The sequence below is a fragment of the Micromonospora sp. DSM 43699 genome, from assembly GCF_055517075.1.
The window spans coordinates 1-17,044 of record NZ_JBTMMT010000059.1 but is presented as its reverse complement, the minus strand read 5'-3'; the positions used below and the strand labels follow the sequence as shown (position 1 = coordinate 17,044).

15 protein-coding genes are annotated in these 17,044 nt (G+C 72.2%); 5 read left to right on the top strand and 10 right to left on the bottom strand.

Annotation, left to right across the window (positions count from 1 at the left end; genetic code table 11):
• Positions 1-120: 120 nt before the first annotated feature.
• Positions 121-774, bottom strand: a complete 654-nt coding sequence (locus tag AC0AIB_RS23910; RefSeq protein ID WP_328348531.1) for a transcriptional regulator — start codon at positions 772-774, stop codon at positions 121-123.
• A gap of 90 nt (positions 775-864) precedes the next feature.
• Positions 865-1,902, bottom strand: a complete 1,038-nt coding sequence (locus tag AC0AIB_RS23905; protein ID WP_465097521.1) for an aminotransferase class V-fold PLP-dependent enzyme — start codon at positions 1,900-1,902, stop codon at positions 865-867.
• A gap of 197 nt (positions 1,903-2,099) precedes the next feature.
• Between AC0AIB_RS23905 and AC0AIB_RS23900 the strand changes: the two genes are divergently transcribed.
• Positions 2,100-2,960, top strand: coding sequence for an SPFH domain-containing protein (locus tag AC0AIB_RS23900; protein WP_328348533.1), 861 nt, complete (start codon positions 2,100-2,102; stop codon positions 2,958-2,960).
• Between the two features lie 46 nt (positions 2,961-3,006).
• Here the strand turns inward: AC0AIB_RS23900 and dnaE are convergent, their stop codons facing one another.
• Positions 3,007-6,540, bottom strand: coding sequence for a DNA polymerase III subunit alpha (gene dnaE / locus AC0AIB_RS23895; RefSeq protein ID WP_465097520.1), 3,534 nt, complete (start codon positions 6,538-6,540; stop codon positions 3,007-3,009).
• 445 nt (positions 6,541-6,985) lie between these two features.
• Between dnaE and AC0AIB_RS23890 the strand changes: the two genes are divergently transcribed.
• The 3 genes from AC0AIB_RS23890 (at position 6,986) to AC0AIB_RS23880 (ending at position 8,608) form a co-directional block, all read left to right on the top strand.
• The gene (locus AC0AIB_RS23890) at positions 6,986-7,192 is read left to right on the top strand and encodes a hypothetical protein (protein ID WP_465097519.1); all 207 of its coding nucleotides are present in this window, start codon (positions 6,986-6,988) and stop codon (positions 7,190-7,192) included.
• A gap of 115 nt (positions 7,193-7,307) precedes the next feature.
• Positions 7,308-7,649, top strand: a complete 342-nt coding sequence (locus AC0AIB_RS23885; RefSeq protein WP_328348536.1) for a PadR family transcriptional regulator — start codon at positions 7,308-7,310, stop codon at positions 7,647-7,649.
• Positions 7,646-8,608 (top strand): permease prefix domain 1-containing protein, encoded by a 963-nt coding sequence (locus AC0AIB_RS23880; protein WP_328348537.1) that lies wholly within the window; start codon positions 7,646-7,648, stop codon positions 8,606-8,608. Before AC0AIB_RS23885 ends, AC0AIB_RS23880 begins: the two co-directional genes overlap by 4 nt.
• Before the next feature lie 150 nt (positions 8,609-8,758).
• Here the strand turns inward: AC0AIB_RS23880 and AC0AIB_RS23875 are convergent, their stop codons facing one another.
• The 7 genes from AC0AIB_RS23875 to pgsA all read right to left on the bottom strand — a co-directional run bounded on the left by AC0AIB_RS23875 (position 8,759) and on the right by pgsA (position 14,679).
• A complete protein-coding gene (locus AC0AIB_RS23875) occupies positions 8,759-9,511 on the bottom strand; it encodes a YebC/PmpR family DNA-binding transcriptional regulator (protein ID WP_328348538.1) in 753 nt (250 codons plus the stop codon).
• Positions 9,512-9,690: 179 nt separating this feature from the next.
• Positions 9,691-10,302, bottom strand: coding sequence for a pyridoxal 5'-phosphate synthase glutaminase subunit PdxT (gene pdxT, locus AC0AIB_RS23870; protein ID WP_465097518.1), 612 nt, complete (start codon positions 10,300-10,302; stop codon positions 9,691-9,693).
• Between the two features lie 43 nt (positions 10,303-10,345).
• On the bottom strand, positions 10,346-11,263 hold the full coding sequence (gene pdxS, locus AC0AIB_RS23865; protein WP_328348540.1) for a pyridoxal 5'-phosphate synthase lyase subunit PdxS: 918 nt from the start codon (positions 11,261-11,263) through the stop codon (positions 10,346-10,348).
• Between the two features lie 164 nt (positions 11,264-11,427).
• Positions 11,428-11,931, bottom strand: a complete 504-nt coding sequence (locus AC0AIB_RS23860; RefSeq protein ID WP_328348844.1) for a hypothetical protein — start codon at positions 11,929-11,931, stop codon at positions 11,428-11,430.
• A gap of 5 nt (positions 11,932-11,936) precedes the next feature.
• Entirely contained in the window at positions 11,937-13,106 is a 1,170-nt protein-coding gene (locus tag AC0AIB_RS23855) for a glycosyltransferase family 4 protein (RefSeq protein ID WP_328348541.1), read from the bottom strand.
• A gap of 14 nt (positions 13,107-13,120) precedes the next feature.
• Entirely contained in the window at positions 13,121-14,062 is a 942-nt protein-coding gene (locus AC0AIB_RS23850; protein ID WP_328348542.1) for a phosphatidylinositol mannoside acyltransferase, read from the bottom strand.
• Positions 14,059-14,679 carry a phosphatidylinositol phosphate synthase gene (gene pgsA / locus AC0AIB_RS23845; protein WP_328348543.1) on the bottom strand — a complete coding sequence of 207 codons (621 nt, stop codon included), beginning with the start codon at positions 14,677-14,679 and terminating at the stop codon, positions 14,059-14,061. The genes AC0AIB_RS23850 and pgsA overlap by 4 nt, the downstream gene beginning before the upstream one ends.
• Positions 14,680-14,928: 249 nt before the next feature.
• On the opposite strand from pgsA, the gene AC0AIB_RS23840 reads away from it, so the two are divergent.
• Positions 14,929-17,040, top strand: coding sequence for an elongation factor G-like protein EF-G2 (locus tag AC0AIB_RS23840; RefSeq protein WP_465097517.1), 2,112 nt, complete (start codon positions 14,929-14,931; stop codon positions 17,038-17,040).
• Positions 17,041-17,044: the final 4 nt, after the last annotated feature.

Below are 17,044 nucleotides of genomic sequence, written 5' to 3'. Positions count from 1 at the left end.
CGGCGCTCCCCCCGGTTCACCCGTCCCGTGCAATACGAGACGGGTAAGACTCGTAACGGCCCTCACCTTACGAGCGCGATGTTTCGATACGACACCGGTTCGTATCGGATGTGGTACGGGTCACCCCGCACCGGCGGAGGGCGGCGCGGGTCGGACCGGCACGCCGCAGGCGACCAGCGCGGCGGAGAAGCTGGTCAGCCGGGTCGACGGGGGCGGTAAGGGCTCGATCCACCCCGGGCCGGCGGCGTACACGCGTACCTCGGGGAAGTCGCGGCCGAAGCGGACCAGGCGGTACGCGCGGCCGGTGACCGGCGTCTGCGACCAGACCACCACGACCCGCGGGCGGGCCCGCAGGACGGCGGACCGCAGCGCCGCCCAGGGCAGGGCCGGCCCGAGGTGCACACAGCCCCGGCCCTGCTCGCGCAGCGCGGCGGCCACCGCGTGCAGACCCAGGCAGTGCAGCTCGTGCTCGGCCCCGGCGAGCAGCACGCCGTCGGTGCGCAACCGCCGACCGGGGTCGCGCCGGTGCACGTCCAGCCCGATCCGGACGCCCTCGGACACCGCGTGTTCGACGGCGATCTCGGCGGCGTCGCGCCCGCGCAACCCGGCCAGCAGCGGCACGCAGAGCCCCTCCCAGACCGCCGCCACCCCGACCTCGGCGGCGAACTCCAGCACCAGCGCGGCGACCAGGTTCGCGTCGAGGTCCTCGGCGGCCGCCGAGAGCCGCTTGCGCGCCGTCTCGACGGTCTGGACCGGCATCGGATCTGTCAACACCAGACGCACCCCCGGGTAGGTCACCACTACCAGGGGTTCGCCCGGACAGGGCCGAACGGATGCGCCGTCGGTGGATTTCTCGGCGCCGGCTCAGTCGGTGAGTGCCGCCACGGCCACGTCCACGTCCGCCTCGGTGGTGTAGAGGTGGAACGCGACCCGCACCTGCCCGGCGCGGACCGCCGCCCGCACCCCGGCCCGCGCCAACCGCTGCCGCGCGTCGGGCACCTCCACCGCGACGATCGCGCTGTGCCCCGGTGGTTGCCCCAGCCCGGCCAGGAACCGGTTCGCCAGCGCCACGTCGTACTCCCCGATCACCGCCGGGTCGAGCTCGGCGACCAGTTCCAGGGCCGGTGCGGTGCCCACCCAACTGAACCAGGCCGGGGAGATGTCGAACCGGCGGGCGTCGTCGGCCAACCGCAGCGGCGGACCGTAGTAGGTGGAGTGCGGGTCCTTGCCCGCGTACCAGCCGGCGGCGTCCGGGCGCATCCGCTCCCGCAGCGCCGGTGCCAGGTAGGCCAGCGCCGAGCCGCGCGGCGCCATCAGCCACTTGTACGCCCCGACCGCGACCGCGTCGGCAAGCGAGGCGTCGAACGGCAACCATCCACACGCCTGGGTGGCGTCCACCACCACCCACGCGCCGTGCGCGCGGGCCGCGGCCACGATCTCGGCGTACGGGGCGACGACCCCGTCGGCGGACTGCACCAGGCTGAACGCCACCAGGTCGGTGTCGGCGTCGATCGCGTCGCACAACCCGGCCAGCGGCACGGTGCGCACCCGCACCCCCCGTTCCTCCTGCACCAGCCAGGGGAAGAGGTTGGAGGTGAACTCGACCTCCGGGACGACCACTGTGGCCCCGGCCGGCAGGGCGGCGGCGACCGGCGCGAGCAGCTGCGACACGGTGCTGCCGACCGTGACGTCCGCCGCCGGCACCCCGACCAGCCCGGCGAAGGCCTGCCGGGACCGCTCGGTCGCCTCCCCCCACACCTCCCACGAGGTACGCCCCACCCGCCAGTCGGCCAGCGCGTCCTGCACCGCCGTCCAGACCGGCTCGGGTGGGAGCCCGTAGCTGGCGGTGTTCAACCAGCCGGGCTCCGGCTGCCACAGCTTGCGTGCCTGTTCCAGCTCCATGGTGTCGAGGCTAGTGACGACCCGGTCACCCGGTCAGCGCCAATCGGCCGGTGGTGGCCCCCGCCCGCCGTCGGCCCGCCCGCCGCCGTCGTATGTCGGTGCCGGGGTCGGGATCGGGTGCCGGCGCGGTCGGCCTTGACGGGCCGGCCTAGGTTGATGATCCACATCGCGACGAACCCCTGGAAGGGTGATGCCCCGTGCCGGTCGGCTTCACATTCGCCGTCATCCTCGCGATCGGGCTGGCGATCGCCGGCGCGGTGGCGCTCCTCGCCCGCCACCGGGACGTCAAGCGCATCGCCGCCCTGGTCGCGCTCGGCTGCCTGGCCGGCGCGCTGCTCTTCGGTGTGGGGGCCAGCGCGCACTCCGTGCCGATCCGTTCGGTCGGCATCGTCACCAGTTTCAACAAGCCGACCGGCGAGGTCACCGGCTCCGGACTGAAGTGGGTCGCCCCCTGGCAGAAGGTCGGCGAGTGGGACGCCGGCCGGCAGAAGTACGACCACATCGGCGGCGACCAGTGTGTCCGGGTCCGCACCGGCACCCTCGCCGACGCCTGCGTGGAGGTGCTGATCGAGTGGCAGGTCAAGCCCGAGAACGCGCCGAAGCAGTTCATGGACTACAAGGGCGACTTCGAGAGCTTCCGGGGTCAGCGGGTGGGGGTGCAGCTGGACAGCGCGGTCAACGACGCCTTCGCCGCGTACAACCCGCTGGAGAAGATCGACGCCCGGACGGGCAACCTGAACGTCGACCTCAAGCCGTTCGCCGAGGGCATCCGGGGCAACGCCGAGGGCCGTCTCTCCGGCGACGTCGACATCCTGTCCGTCACCATCACCCGGGTCAACCACGACGACAAGACCGAGGGCAACATCAAGGCCTTCCAGGACAAGCTCGCGCAGACCCGCAACCTCGAACAGGACCGCAAGAACGCCGACATCCAGAAGCAGATCACCGAGACCAACGCCAAGGTCGACAAGGTGTCCCGCTGTCTGGAGATCGCGGAGAAGAACGGCAGCACCCCCGGGCTGTGCATCAACCCGGGAATCGTCACCGGCGGCAAGTGACCCCGCCGGCTGACCATCGGCCGGCAGGTGACCACCGGCCGGGCGGTCAGCTCACGTTGGCCGGGCCGAGGACGCTCTTCAGGTCGCCCATCAGCGCGGTGGTGGCGGCCACCCGGAAGGGCCCGAGCCGCAGGGTGGTCACCTTGCCGCCGTTGAGCAGCTTGACGTGCACCTCGGTGTCACCGGGATGCAGCACCAGGGTCTCCTTGAGCCGTTCCACGAGCGGCGGGGTGCAGCGGTGCACCGGGATGGTCAGCGTCACCGGCTTGCTGCCCGGGGTGCTGCTGACGTCCGGCATGGACATGTCCATCGCCATGATCCGCGGGGTGTCGTCGCGCCGGTCCACCCGGCCCTTGACCACCACGATCGCGTCCTCGGCGATGTACTGCCCGATCACCTCGTAGGTGTTCGGGAAGAACAGCGTCTCCACCCCGCCGGCCAGGTCCTCCAGGGCGGCCGAGGCCCAGGCCCGGCCCTGCTTGGTGACCCGGCGCTGCACGCCGGAGAGGATGCCGGCCAGGGTGACCACGGCACCGTCGGGGACGGTGCCCTCCTCGGAGAGCGCGGCGATCGTGGTGTCGGCCGCCGCGCCGAGGACGTGTTCCAGCCCGAACAGCGGATGGTCGGAGACGTAGAGGCCGAGCATCTCGCGTTCGAAGGCGAGCTTGTCCCGCTTGTCCCACTCGGCGTCGCCGATCACCGGCATCGCCGTGGTGCTGCCGCCCGCGTCGGTGTCGCCGAAGCCGGCGCCGAACAGGTCGTACTGGCCGACGGCCTCCTTGCGCTTGACGTCGGCGAAGGCGTCGATGGCGTCGGCGTGCACGGTGAGCAGGCCCTTGCGGGTGTGCCCCAGTGAGTCGAAGGCGCCCGCCTTGATCAGGGACTCGATCGTCTTCTTGTTGCAGACCACCGCGTCGACCTTGGACAGGAAGTCGTAGAAGTCGGCGTACTCGCCCTTCTCGTCGCGGCACCGCATGATCGCCGCGACCACGTTCGCGCCGACGTTGCGCACGGCGGCCAGGCCGAACCGGATGTCCTGGCCGACCGGGGTGAACGGCCCGGCGGAGGTGTTCACGTCCGGCGGCAGCACCTGGATCCGCATCCGGCGGCACTCCGACAGGTAGAGCGCCATCTTGTCCTTGTCGTCACCGACGGAGGTGAGCAGCGCCGCCATGTACTCGGCCGGGTAGTGCGCCTTGAGGTACGCCGTCCAGTACGACACCAGGCCGTACGCCGCCGAGTGCGCCTTGTTGAAGGCGTACCCGGCGAACGGCACCAGGACGTCCCAGACCGCCTGGATCGCGGCGTCGGAGTAGCCGCGCTCGCGGCAGCCGTCCCGGAACGGGATGAACTCCTTGTCGAGGATCTCCTTCTTCTTCTTGCCCATCGCCCGGCGCAGCAGGTCGGCCTGGCCCAGGGTGTAACCGGCGAGGATCTGCGCGGCGCGCTGCACCTGCTCCTGGTAGACGATCAGACCGTGGGTGGGGGCGAGGATCTCCCGTAGCGGCTCCTCCAGCTCCGGGTGGATCGGGGTGATCTCCTGGAGGTTGTTCTTGCGCAGCGCGTAGTTGGTGTGCGAGTCGACGCCCATCGGGCCGGGCCGGTAGAGCGCCAGCACGGCGGAGATGTCCTCGAAGTTGTCAGGCTTCATCAGCCGCAGCAGCGAGCGCATCGGCCCACCGTCGAGCTGGAACACGCCGAGGGTGTCGCCCCGGGCGAGCAGTTCGTAGGCGGGCTTGTCGTCAAGCGGCAGGCCCAGCAGGTCGAGCTCCCGGCCGTGGTTGAGCTGGATGTTCTTGACCGCGTCGTCGATGATCGTCAGGTTGCGCAGGCCGAGGAAGTCCATCTTCAACAGCCCGAGCGACTCGCAGGTCGGGTAGTCGAACTGGGTGATGATCGCCCCGTCGGCGTCCCGGCGGGTCAGCGGGATGTGCTCGATGATCGGCTCGGCCGACATGATCACCCCGGCGGCGTGCACGCCGGTCTGCCGGATCAGCCCCTCGATGCCCTTGGCGGTGTCGATCACCTTGCGCACGTCCGGGTCGGACTCGTAGAGGCCGCGGATCTCGCCGGCCTCGGCGTAGCGGGGGTGCTTCGGGTCGAAGATGCCGGTGAGCGGGATGTCCTTGCCCATCACCGCCGGCGGCATCGCCTTGGTGATCCGGTCGCCGACCGCGTAGGGGAAGCCGAGGACCCGGGCCGAGTCCTTGATCGCGGCCTTCGCCTTGATGGTGCCGAAGGTGGCGATCTGGGCGACCTTGTCCTCACCCCACTTGTCGGTGACGTACTTGATCACCTCACCGCGCCGACGCTCGTCGAAGTCGATGTCGACGTCCGGCATCGAGACCCGCTCGGGGTTGAGGAACCGCTCGAAGATCAGGCCGTGCGGGATCGGGTCCAGGTCGGTGATGCCCAGCGCGTACGCGACGAGCGAGCCGGCGGCCGAGCCACGCCCCGGGCCGACCGCGATGCCCTGGTTCTTGGCCCACTGGATGAAGTCGGCGACCACCAGGAAGTACGAGGGGAAGCCCATCTGGTTGATCACGCCCAGCTCGTACTCGGCCTGCACCAGGTGGCCTTCAGGGATCCCGCCGGGATAGCGGCGGGCCAGCCCCTTGAACGTCTCCTTGCGGAACCAGGACTCCTCGGTCTCCCCGTCGGGCACCGGGAAACGCGGCATCAGGTTGTGGAACTCGAACATCCCGCTCGGGTCGACCTTCTCGGCCACCAGCAGGGTGTTGCGGCAGCCCTGCTGCCAGAACTCCGAGGAGTCCACCGCGCGCATCTGGTCGGCGGACTTGACGAAGTAGCCGCCGCCCTCGAAGCGGAACCGGTTGGGGTCGGCGACGTTGCTGCCGGTCTGCACGCAGAGCAGCACGTCGTGCGCCTCGGCCTGCGCCTCGTGGGTGTAGTGCGAGTCGTTGGTGACCACCGGCGGGATGTCCAGCTTCCGGGCGATGGTGATCAGGTCTTCCCGGACCCGCTGCTCGATGGAGAGCCCGTGGTCCATGATCTCCAGGAAGTAGTTCTCCTTACCGAAGATGTCCTGGTAGGTGGCGGCGACCTTGAGCGCCTCGTCGAACTGACCCAGCCGCAGCCGGGTCTGCACCGCGCCGGACGGGCAGCCGGTGGTGGCCATGATGCCCTCGGCGTGCTCGGCGATCAACTCCATGTCCATCCGGGGCCACTTGACGTAGTGCCCCTCCATGGACGCGCGGGAGTTGAGGGTGAACAGGTTCTTCAGGCCCTGTGCGTTGCGCGCCCACATGGTCTTGTGGGTGATCGCGCCGTTGCCGGAGATGTCGTCGCTCTTCTGCTCCGGCCGGCCCCACTTGACCCGCGCCTTGTGATAGCGCGACTCCGGCGCCACGTACGCCTCGACGCCGAGGATCGGGGTGACGCCGGCGGCCATCGCCTGCTTGTAGAAGTCGTTCGCGCCGTGCATGTTGCCGTGGTCGGTGATCGCCACCGCCGGCATGCCCAGCCGGTTGGCCTCGGCGAAGAGGTCCTTCAGCCGGGCCGCCCCGTCGAGCATCGAGTACTCGGTGTGCACGTGCAGATGCGCGAACGAATCACCCATGCGTGACGCCCCCCGGCGGTGTGGATCAAGCCAGCTGTCGAGTCGACCGGCCCACCCTACCGGCCGGTCCTGCGCCCTCGAAGCTGCCGCACCGGGTCGGTCCCGGCTGGTGCGACAGGGCCCGTCGGCGTCCGCACCGGGCCCGGGCCCGGCCGACGCGGACACCAGCCGGGACCACGCGGTGGACGCCTGGTGGACGCCGGTCAGGGCCGCACCGACCTGCCCAGCGTCCGGGGGCGGGGCCGTTCCGGATCGGGGCGTCGCTGAGCCGGCTCACCTCGGCCGGTCTGATCGACTGGACGGCCGTCGGGTGCGACGGTGTGGTCCAGGCCGGGGTCACCGGTGAGTGGGCCGGGGTGATCCTGGTGGCCTTCCGGGACAGCCGGCTGGTCGAGGTGGGTACCGCCACCGCCCCGCCCCGTTCACCGGCCGGGCGGCGGTGGGCATGTCCTTCGCCGAGTTGGCGCAGGTCCACGGCCCGCGGGGCGCCCTGATCCACAACGACGCCGGGGACGCCACGGCGTACCTGGTGCGGTTCGGCAACCGGGTCGGGCTGTTCACCGGACACCCGATCCGGCCGGGCGTCGGCTACTTCCAGGTCGGGCTGGCCGACCACGTCGAGCGGGCCTTCCGGCAGGGCCGCTCCTGCTGACACCCGTACGGGGCCGGGGCGTCGAGGGTTCCCGACGCCCCGGCTCGCATGGTGGCATCTCCCACATTGCTGTATGGCTCGACATTAGTGTGTGACACACACTATCGTGTGAAGCATGGTTAGGGACGAGATCCTGCGGACCCATCTCCAGGAGCTGCGGCGCGGGACGGTGGTGGTGGCCAGCCTGCTGGCCCTGCGCCAGCCCGGCTACGGCTACGCGCTGCTGCAACGCCTCACCGGGCACGGCTTCCCGGTCGACGCCAACACCCTCTATCCCCTGCTCCGACGGCTGGAGGAGCAGGAGCTGCTGACCAGCGAGTGGAACACCGAGGAGAGCCGGCCGCGCAAGTTCTACCGCACCAGCGCCGACGGGGAGACGGTCCTGGCCCGCCTGCTCGACGACCTCACCGCCGTACAGACCTCCGTGACCGGGCTGATCGAAGGAGCCGACCGATGAGCACCCTGACCGACCGCTACCTCGCGGCCACCCTGCGGGCGGTGCCGGCCCCCCGACGCGAGGAGATCGCCACCGAGCTGCGGGCCGCCATCGCGGACATGATCGACGACCGGGTCGGCGGCGGGCAGGACACCACCACCGCCGAACGTGAGGTGCTCACCGAACTGGGCCACCCCGAGCGGCTGGCCGCCCGCTACGCCGACCGCCGGCTCCAGCTCATCGGCCCCGCCTACTACCTGGTCTGGCAGCAGCTGCTCCGCCGACTGCTGACCGTCATCCCCGGCACGGTCGGCGTGATCGTCGGGGTGGTCCAGGCGACCGTCGCCGACAACCCGGGCGGGGCCATCGGCGCGGGCATCAGCGTCGCCTTCCAGACGGCCGTGCAGATCGCCTTCTGGGTGACCCTGAGCTTCGCGATCCTGGAACGCACCGACATCTCGCTGAAGCTGCCCGAGTGGACCGTCGACCAACTGCCCGAGATGCCGGCAAAGCGCGACATCCGGCTCCCCGACACCTGCGCCTCGATGGTGACGATCCTGCTCACCCTGACCTTCCTGGCCTGGCAGCACTTCCGCTCCTGGGTCCGGGGCACCGACGGCGAACGCATCCCGCTGCTCGACCCGGCGCTGTGGACGTCCTGGCTGCCGGTGCTGGCCGCCGTCCTGGTGGCCGGTCTGGCGCTGGAACTGGTCAAGTACCGCACCGGTCGGTGGACCTGGCCCCTGGTCGCGGTCAACGCCCTGCTCGACCTGGCCTTCGCCGGGCCGCTGATCTGGCTGGTGCTCACCGACCGGCTGCTCAACCCGGACCTGGTCGCCCGGTTCGCCTGGCTGCGCGACGGTGCCGGCCTCGACGCCACCACCCGGGTCACGGTCGTGGTGATCGTGGCGATCACGCTCTGGGACGTCGTGGAGAGCGCGGTGAAGGCGCGTCGATCCGGCGCGCGGACCGCCATCTGAAGTCCCGGTCCCGGTCCGGCGCACACGGGGGCCGCCTGACCGGGACCGGTCACCTCGACGGCACGACGGTGCCGGACCAGACCGCACCACACAGGAGCTCCCGCCGGACGGCCACGTCGCCCGGCGGGAACCGGTGCACCGGCCCGGTCGTCAGGCGTCCACCGCCGCAATGACCTCGTCCGGGACGTCGAAGTTGGCGTAGACGTTCTGCACGTCGTCGCAGTCCTCCAGCACGTCGATCAGCTTGAAGATCTTGCGGGCGCCGTCCTCGTCCAGCGGCACGTTGACGCTGGGGATCAGGGCGGACTCGGCCGACTCGTACTCGATCCCGGCCTCCTGCAGGGCGGTACGCACACCGATCAGGTCGGTCGGCTCGGAGACCACCTCGTAGGCCTCGCCGAGGTCGTTGACCTCCTCGGCGCCGGCGTCGAGGACCGCCATCATCACGTCGTCCTCGGTGGTGTCGGCCTTGGGGACGATCACCACGCCCTTGCGGGAGAACATGTACGACACCGAACCGGCGTCGGCGAGCGAGCCACCGTTGCGGGTCAACGCCGTGCGCACCTCGGTCGCGGCCCGGTTGCGGTTGTCGGTCAGGCACTCGATCAGCATCGCCACGCCGCTGGGGCCGTAACCCTCGTACATGATGGTCTGCCAGTCGGCGCCGCCGGCCTCCAGGCCCGAGCCGCGCTTGACCGCGCGGTCGATGTTGTCGTTCGGGACCGAGCTCTTCTTGGCCTTCTGGATGGCGTCGTAGAGGGTCGGGTTGCCGGCCGGGTCACCGCCGCCGGTCCGCGCCGCGACCTCGACGTTCTTGATCAGCTTGGCGAACATCTTGCCGCGCTTGGCGTCGATGACGGCCTTCTTGTGCTTGGTGGTCGCCCATTTAGAGTGGCCGGACATCTCGTACCTCCGTCTGTTGACTCACGCCTCGCGTCGGCTGGCCGCGCCGACTCCAGGCCAGGACCGGCCGCACTGGAGGGCTGCGACGGGCGGTGCCCGCGCCGAACCGCGGCAATCCTACCGAGAGCACCCGCCCCGCCGTCACACCCGGCACGTCAGCAGCACGAACCGCCCGCGAATCAACGGCCCTCGGTGGCCCGGACCAGGTCGGCGAAGTAGCGGTGCAGGCGCAGGTCGCCGGTCAGCTCCGGGTGGAAGGAGGTCGCCAGCAGGTTGCCCCGGCGGACGGCGACGATCCGGTCGACGGCCGGGCCACCGGTGATCCGGCCCAGCACCTCGACGCCGTCGCCGACCCGCTCGACCCAGGGGGCACGGATGAAGACCGCATGGAAGGGGCCGCCGTCGACCCCGGTGATCTCCACCGGGGCCTCGAACGAGTCGACCTGGCGGCCGAACGCGTTGCGCCGCACGGTCATCGCGATGCCGGCGAAGCCCCGCTGGTCGGGGCGGCCGTCAAGCACCTGGGTGGCCAGCATGATCATGCCGGCGCAGGACCCGTAGACCGGCATCCCGTCGGCGATCCGCTTGTCGATCGGCCCGCGCAGCGCGAAGATGTCCACCAGCTTGCTCATCGTGGTGGACTCCCCGCCGGGGACGACCAGCCCGTCGACCGCGTCCAACTCGGCCGGGCGGCGCACCGGACGGGCGTCCGCGCCGACCCCGGTCAGGGCGGTGACGTGCTCGCGGACGTCCCCCTGGAGCGCGAGCACCCCGATCACCGGTCCGCCCACGACCCCTCCTCCCGTCCCCGAGGGAACGACCACCGCGCCCGGGTCACCAACCGCGCTCGGCCAGCCGGTGCGGCTGGGGGATCTCGTCGACGTTGATGCCGACCATAGCCTCGCCCAGGCCCCGGGACACCTTGGCCAGCACGTCCGGGTCGTCGTGGAAGGTGGTGGCCTTGACGATCGCGGCGGCCCGCTGGGCCGGGTTGCCGGACTTGAAGATGCCGGAGCCGACGAAGACCCCCTCCGCGCCGAGCTGCATCATCATCGCGGCGTCGGCAGGGGTGGCGATGCCCCCGGCGGTGAACAGCACCACCGGCAGCTTGCCCGTCTCGGCGACCTCCTTGACCAGGTCGTACGGGGCCTGCAACTCCTTGGCCGCGACGAACAGCTCGTCGGCCGGCAGGGAGCTGAGCCGGGCGATCTCCTGACGGATCCTGCGCATGTGCATGGTGGCGTTGGAGACGTCGCCGGTGCCCGCCTCCCCCTTGGAGCGGATCATGGCGGCGCCCTCGGTGATCCGGCGCAACGCCTCACCCAGGTTGGTCGCGCCGCACACGAAGGGGACGGTGAACGCCCACTTGTCGATGTGGTTGGCGTAGTCGGCCGGGGTCAGCACCTCGGACTCGTCGACGTAGTCGACGCCGAGCGACTGGAGCACCTGCGCCTCGACGAAGTGCCCGATCCGGGCCTTGGCCATCACCGGGATGGAGACCGCCTCGATGATGCCGTCGATCATGTCCGGATCGCTCATCCGGGACACGCCGCCCTGGGCGCGGATGTCGGCCGGCACCCGTTCCAGCGCCATCACGGCGACCGCGCCGGCGTCCTCGGCGATCCGGGCCTGCTCGGCGGTGACCACATCCATGATCACACCGCCCTTGAGCATCTCGGCCATGCCGCGCTTCACACGGGCGGTGCCCATCACCTGGTCGGCACCGGTGTTCGGGGAGGTCGCTTCGGGCATGGTCCATCACTCCTCGGACGTGCTCGGGGGCTGGCTCCGGCTGATGCTACGACCCCTCGGACGCCGCTCCGACAGCCAATCGGCCCCACGGTGGCCTGCCCTGTGGCCCCCGTCACCCCGACCCGCACCGCCGCACCGCGCGGAGCCGCACCGCAAGCCGAGGGTCAGCCCGTCGGGACGTCGGCGGGCAGGGCCAGGGTGGGATCGTCGATGTCGAAGTAGCGCGGCCACGGATGACGGCCGCCCATCCGGCACAGCCGCACCAGCGGCCGGCTCCGCGCGGCGCGGGCGTCCCGCACCAGGTCGGTGTGCACCTGCCGGGACAGGGCCAACCGCCGGCTCGCCGCGATCACCGCCTCGCAGGTGGGATCGGCCGGGTCCAGCCGGACCGACCGCAGTTGCCGGGTGAGATCGTTCTCGGCCGCCTCCCGGTCCTCGGGAACGGCGTCCAGGGCGATCCGGGCCGCCGCGTACAGCTCCACGCCGTACCGCCTCTCGGCCAGCACCGCGGCGGCGGCGGCCCGACGCAGCAGGTGGGCGTCGAGCGCCCGGGCCGCCGACTCCGCCCGGGTCTGCAGCCGCTCGACCCGACCGGCCGTCCAGACCAGGTAGACCCCGGTCAGGGCGACGGCGACCGCGGCGGCCAGCATCGCCCACAGGTGCGGCATCGTGGTCACCCCGGACCACCCAGCCCCGTCCACTCCTGGTCGATGACCCGCCCGTCGGTGGCCTCGATGGCCGCCGCGTAGACCTCCACCACCCGGCGGGCCACCACCGGCCAGTCGTAGTGGGCCACCACCTGCTCGCCGCAGGCGGACAACGCGCGGCGCTGCGCCGGGTCGTCGAGCAGCTCCGCCAGGGCGGCTTGCAGGGCGGTCGGGTCACCGGTCGGGAAGAGCCGGCCGGCCCGTCCGCCGTCGAGCACCCGGCGGAACGCGTCCAGGTCGCTGGCGACCACTGTCGCCCCGGCCGCCAATGCCTCGGTGAGGATCATGCCGAACGACTCGCCGCCGGTGTTCGGGGCGACGTAGAGGTCGACGCTGCGCAGCATCCGGGCCTTGTCGACCTCGGAGACCAGGCCGAGGAAGGTCACCCGGTCGCGCAGCTCGACCGGGAACCGCCCGAACAGGTCGTCCGGGTCGCCCGGCCCGGCCACCAGCAGGCGCAACCCGGGCCGGTGCGGGGCCAGCGCGACGAAGGCGTCCCGCAGGATCGGGAAGCCCTTGCGGGCCTCGGTGAACCGGCCGAGGAAGCCCAGCGTCCCACCGCTGCCGGTGGTGCACTCCCCCGGCCAGCCGGGCAGCGGCTCGACCCCGGCGAACTTCGCCACCGCGACCCCGTTGGGGATCTCCACCGCCCCGCCGTCCAGGTGCTCGACCTGCACCTTACGGGCCAACGCGCTGACCGCGATCCGGGCGGTGATCCGCTCCAGCAGGATCTGGAGGACACCCTGCGCGGCGGCCAGCATCCGGGACCGGGTCAGCGCGGTGTGGAAGGTGGCCACCACCGGACCCCGGGCCGACAGCACCGCCATCATCGACAGGCTCGGGATCAGCGGCTCGTGCACGTGCAGCACGTCGAAGTCGCCCCGGGTGATCCAGCGCCGCACCCGGGTCGTGTAGAAGGGCCCGAAGGCGATCCGGGCCACCGAACCGTTGTACGGCAGCGGCACCGTCCGGCCGGCGGCGACCACGTACGGCGGCAGTGTCGACTCCTCGTCGGCGGGGGCCAGCACGCTCACCTCGTGCCCCAGCCCGAGCAACGCCTCGGCCAGGTCCATGACGTGGTTCTGGACCCCGCCCGGGACGTCGAAGGAGTACGGGCACACGATGCCGATCCGCACTGGCGCCCCCTCCCTCAGACCGCACCGGCGCTGGCCGGAGGCGGCGGCGCGGTGGACCCGCCGTCGGTGGAGCCCCGCTGGTCCAGCCACATCCGCTGCAACATGTGCCAGTCTTGCGGATGACGGGCGATGCCGGCCGCCAGACAGTCGGCGATCCGCTGGGTGAGCACCCGGACCCGCTCGTCCAACGGTGCGCTGTCCGGCTCGGGCACCGTCAACGGGCCCTCCAACTGCGCGCGCGGCATCTCCGGTTCGTACCACAGCGACGCCACATAGAGCGGGGCCCCGGTGCGGATGGCCAGCAGGGCGGGCCCGGCCGGCATCCGGGTCCGGCCGCCGAAGAAGTCCACCTCGATGCCCCGGGCGGACAGGTCCCGGTCGGCCAGCAGCGGCACCACCGTGCCGGCACGCAGCCGGTCCACAAGCACGTCGAAGGTGGGCCGGGCACCACCGTGGGTCGGCAGGATCTCCATCCCGAGGCCCTGGCGGAAGGCGAGGAACCGCTCGTAGACGCCCTCCGGCTTGAGTCGTTCGGCGACCGTGGTGATCGGCAGGCCACTGGCCGCCACCCAGGCGCCGGCGGCGTCCCAGTTGCCGGCGTGCGGCAGCGCCACCACCGCGCCCCGGCCGGCCGCCACGTCGGCGACGAGCATCTCCGACCCGCCCAGGTGGAACCCGTCGAGGATCTGCCGGCGGCTCAGCGAGGGCAGCCGGAACGCCTCCATCCAGTACCTGGCGTACGACCGCAGGCCGCGCCTGACCAGCGCGTCCAGCTCCGCCTCGGGCAGCTCGGGGCCGACCACCCGGCGCAGGTTGGCGCGCAGTCGGGTGGCGCCCGTGCCGCCGGCGCGGTGGGCGCGGTCGGCACCCGCCCGGAAGGCCGCGGCGACCACGGGCCGGGGCAACGCGCGGGCCAGCCGCCAGCCGGCGACGTAGCCGAGTTCGGTGAGGTTCACTCCCGGCCGACCAGTTGCGCCTGCCGGTACACGTGGGCCACCCGCTGCCCGACCGTGAAGATCGACACCGCGGCGAGCAGCCAGAGTGAGATTTCCAGGGCGGGCCCGACACCGAGGCCGGTCAGCAGGCCACCGACGCCGACTATCAGCAGTCGCTCGGTACGCTCGGCGACGCCCACGTTGCCGGTCATCCCCAGGCCCTCGGCGCGGGCCTTGACGTAGGAGACCAGCCCGCCGACGGCCAGGCAGATCAACGCGGCGGCCACCCCGGAGTGGTCACCCTCGGTGGCCAGCCAGTAGGCGACCGCGCCGAAGACCGCGCTGTCGGCGACCCGGTCCATCGACGAGTCGAGGAACGCGCCGAACCGGGTCGAGCCGCCACTCATCCGGGCCATCGTCCCGTCGAGCATGTCGGTAAGCGCGAAGAACGTCACGATCAGCGCTCCGGCGACCAGTTGACCGCGGGCGCCGAAACCGAGCGCGCCGACGAGCACGCCGACGGTGCCGGTCACGGTGACCGCGTTGGGGGACACGCCGGCGCGGAGCAGACCGCGCGCGACCGGCTCCACGACGCGGGTCATCCCCGCGCGGGCCGTCACTTGGAAGATCTTCGCCATGGCGGTCCCACGATAACGGCAGGCAGCGGCGGGCGATACGGCCGGTCGTCCGACCCGCCCGACGAGGCCCGTGCCGGGTCCGTCGGCAGGTGTGGGAGCGCAGTGAAAGTGAGCCAGCTCACCACCTGGCCCATTGACCGCCCGCCGGTCGGCGGACCACCGGAGGATATCGCCGCGGCATCCGACCGGGCCGCTTCCCGTCGCGTGCGGCGGTCGCCACCCACCACCGACTGAGGGAGGTGCGCCGCGATGGCGCAGAAGAACCACGAGAAGGGGGCCACCGGCGACGCGCCGGTGGTGACCGCGCCCGACCGGGTGCGCAACGTGGTGCTCGTCGGGCACTCCGGGGCCGGCAAGACGACACTGGTCGAGGCGCTGCTCGCGGCAAGCGGCACGATCGACCGGGCCGGCACCGTCGCCGCCGGCACCACCGTCTGCGACCACGACCCCGCCGCGGTACGCCAGCAGCGCTCGGTCGGCCTGGCCTGCGCCCCGCTGGTGCACGCCGGGGTCACTGTCAACCTCCTGGACACCCCCGGGTACGGCGACTTCGTCGGTGCCCTGCGGGCCGGCCTGCGGGCCGCCGACGCGGCGCTGTTCGTGGTCTCCGCCGTCGACGGGATGGACGCCGCCACCGCCGCCCTCTGGGAGGAGTGCGCCGCGGTCGACCTGCCGCGCGCCGTCGCGGTCACCCGGCTCGACCACCCGCGCGCCGACTTCGACGAGGCGGTGGCGCTGTGCCAGCGGGTCTTCGGGGACAACGTGCTCCCGCTGCACCTGACGATGCTCGGCGACGACGGTGAGTCGGTGGCCGGGCTGCTGGCGCTGATCACCCGGCAGGTCCACGACTACTCGGCCGGGCTGCCCGCCGTCGTCCGGGAGCCGGAGCCGCAGCACCTGCCGGCCATCACCGAGTCCCGGGGTGAGCTGATCGAGGGGATCATCGCCGAGAGCGAGGACGAGACCCTGATGGACCGCTACCTCGACGGCGAGGAGATCGACACCGGGGTGCTGATCGCCGACCTGGAGAGGGCGGTCGCCCGGGGTCATTTCCACCCTGTGGTACCGGTCTGCGCGGCCACCGGCGTCGGGCTGGACGTGCTGCTCGACGGGCTGGTGTCGGCGTTCCCGTCACCGCTGGAGCACGAGGTGCCGGCGGTCACCGGGCTGGACGGCTCCCCCCGCCCCCCGCTGGACTGCGACCCGGACGGCCCGCTGGTCGCCGAGGTGGTCGGCACCACCGTCGACCGGCACGCCGGCCGGGTCTGCCTGGTCCGGGTCTTCTCCGGCACGCTGCGCCCCGACCAGACGGTGCACGTGGCCGGGCACCCGACGGCCGACCGTGGCCGCTCCGCCGACCAACGGATCGGGCACGTCCACCGCCCGCTCGGGGCGGACCTGCGGGAGGTACCCGCCTGCGTCGCGGGTGACATCTGCGCGATCACCGGCGTGCGTGGCACGGAGACCGGCGACACCATCTCGGCGCCGGACGAGCCGCTGTTGATCGCGCCCTGGGAGATGCCGGAGCCGCTGCTGCCGGTGGCGGTCGTGGCCCGGCGTCCGAGCGACGAGGACGCCCTGGCCCGCGACCTGGGCCTGCTGACCGCCGGCGACCCGACGCTGCGGCTGGAGCGCAACCCGCAGACTGAACAACTGGTGCTCTGGTGCACGGGCGAGGCGCACGCCGACGTGGTGCTCGACCGGCTCCGGGCCGGCGGGGTGGAGCTGGACACCGAGCCGGTGCGGGTGCCGCTGCGGGAGACCTTCACGGTGGCCGCCACGGGGCACGGCCGGCACGTGACGCAGTCCGGCGGGCACGACGGGTACGCCGTCTGCGACATCGAGGTGGAGCCGCTGCCCCGGGGCGGGGGCTTCGAGTTCGTCGACCGGATTGCCGGCGGGGCGGTGCCGCACCACTTCGTACCGTCGGTGGAGAAGGGCGTCCGGGCGCAGTTGACGCGCGGCCTGGTCGCCGGGCACCCGGTGGTGGACCTGCGGGTGACCCTGGTCGACGGCAGGGGGCACGGCGTCGACTCCTCCGACGCCGCGTTCCAGGCCGCCGGCGCGCTCGCCCTGCGCGACGCCGCCGAGCGGGGCGGGCCGACGCTGTTGGAGCCGGTCGACGAGGTGCGGATCCGGGTCGCCGACTCCTCGGTCGGTGCGGTGCTGGGCGACCTGTCCGGCCGTCGGGGCCGGGTACTCGGCACCGAGGCCGACCCCGACGCCGAGGGCCGCACCCTCGTCCGGGCCGAGGTCCCCGCCCTGGAACTGCTGCGTTACGCCGTGGAGCTGCGGGCCCTGACCGCCGGCACCGGCACCTTCCGCCGCACCTTCTCCCACTACACCCCCACCCCGAAATAACCCC

Bases quoted from the DNA above. Each gene is read 5' to 3' on its own strand.
- AC0AIB_RS23905 (WP_465097521.1), bottom strand. From the start codon at position 1,902: ATGGAGCTGGAACAGGCACGCAAGCTGTGGCAGCCGGAGCCCGGCTGG.
- dnaE (WP_465097520.1), bottom strand. From the start codon at position 6,540: ATGGGTGATTCGTTCGCGCATCTGCACGTGCACACCGAGTACTCGATG.
- AC0AIB_RS23890 (WP_465097519.1), top strand. From the start codon at position 6,986: ATGTCCTTCGCCGAGTTGGCGCAGGTCCACGGCCCGCGGGGCGCCCTG.
- AC0AIB_RS23885 (WP_328348536.1), top strand. From the start codon at position 7,308: ATGGTTAGGGACGAGATCCTGCGGACCCATCTCCAGGAGCTGCGGCGC.
- AC0AIB_RS23880 (WP_328348537.1), top strand. From the start codon at position 7,646: ATGAGCACCCTGACCGACCGCTACCTCGCGGCCACCCTGCGGGCGGTG.
- AC0AIB_RS23875 (WP_328348538.1), bottom strand. From the start codon at position 9,511: ATGTCCGGCCACTCTAAATGGGCGACCACCAAGCACAAGAAGGCCGTC.
- pdxS (WP_328348540.1), bottom strand. From the start codon at position 11,263: ATGCCCGAAGCGACCTCCCCGAACACCGGTGCCGACCAGGTGATGGGC.
- AC0AIB_RS23860 (WP_328348844.1), bottom strand. From the start codon at position 11,931: ATGCCGCACCTGTGGGCGATGCTGGCCGCCGCGGTCGCCGTCGCCCTG.
- pgsA (WP_328348543.1), bottom strand. From the start codon at position 14,679: ATGGCGAAGATCTTCCAAGTGACGGCCCGCGCGGGGATGACCCGCGTC.
- AC0AIB_RS23840 (WP_465097517.1), top strand. From the start codon at position 14,929: ATGGCGCAGAAGAACCACGAGAAGGGGGCCACCGGCGACGCGCCGGTG.